We start from the raw sequence: 628 nt of genomic DNA on the forward strand, positions 1-628 counted from the left end.
GTCGAGGCGGCAGCGCCCGAAGCGGCTCCGGCCGCCGAAGAGAAGTAATTTTCCCGCCCGGAGACGACGATGCTTGTGTTCGCAGGCCTCGGCAATCCGGGCGCGAAATATGCCAACAACCGGCACAATGTCGGTTTCATGGCGGTGGACGCGATCGCCCGCCGCCATTCTTTTTCGCCCTGGTCGAAGAAATTCCAGGGCCTGATCGCCGAAGGTACGCTCGCCGGCGAAAAGATCCTCCTGGTCAAGCCGCAGACCTTCATGAACCTGTCCGGCCAGGCGGTCGGCGAGGCGCTGCGCTTCTACAAGCTCGAGCCTGCCGCGCTCACCGTTTTCTATGACGAGATCGACCTTGCCGCCGGCAAGGTTCGGGTCAAGGTCGGTGGCGGCTCCGGCGGCCACAACGGCATTCGCTCGCTGGACGACCATATCGGCAAGGCCTATCGCCGCGTGCGTGTCGGCGTCGGCCATCCGGGCGTCAAGGAAATGGTGCACGGCCACGTGCTTGGCGACTTCGCCAAGGCGGACCGCGAATGGCTCGAGGTTCTGCTCGACACCATCGCCGAGGACGCCGGCCTGCTGGCCAAGGGCGACGACAATTCCTTCATGAACCGCATCACGCTCGCCC

The 628-nt window shown here is 64.6% G+C and carries 1 protein-coding gene; it reads left to right on the forward strand.

Annotation, left to right across the window (positions count from 1 at the left end):
• Window positions 1-69: 69 nt before the first annotated feature.
• The coding region (pth, locus tag EN780_RS36645) for an aminoacyl-tRNA hydrolase (RefSeq protein WP_128276613.1) at window positions 70-628 on the forward strand (559 nt) is incomplete at its 3' end.

This window comes from Mesorhizobium sp. M4B.F.Ca.ET.089.01.1.1 (genome assembly GCF_004022605.1).
Lineage (GTDB): Bacteria > Pseudomonadota > Alphaproteobacteria > Rhizobiales > Rhizobiaceae > Mesorhizobium > Mesorhizobium abyssinicae.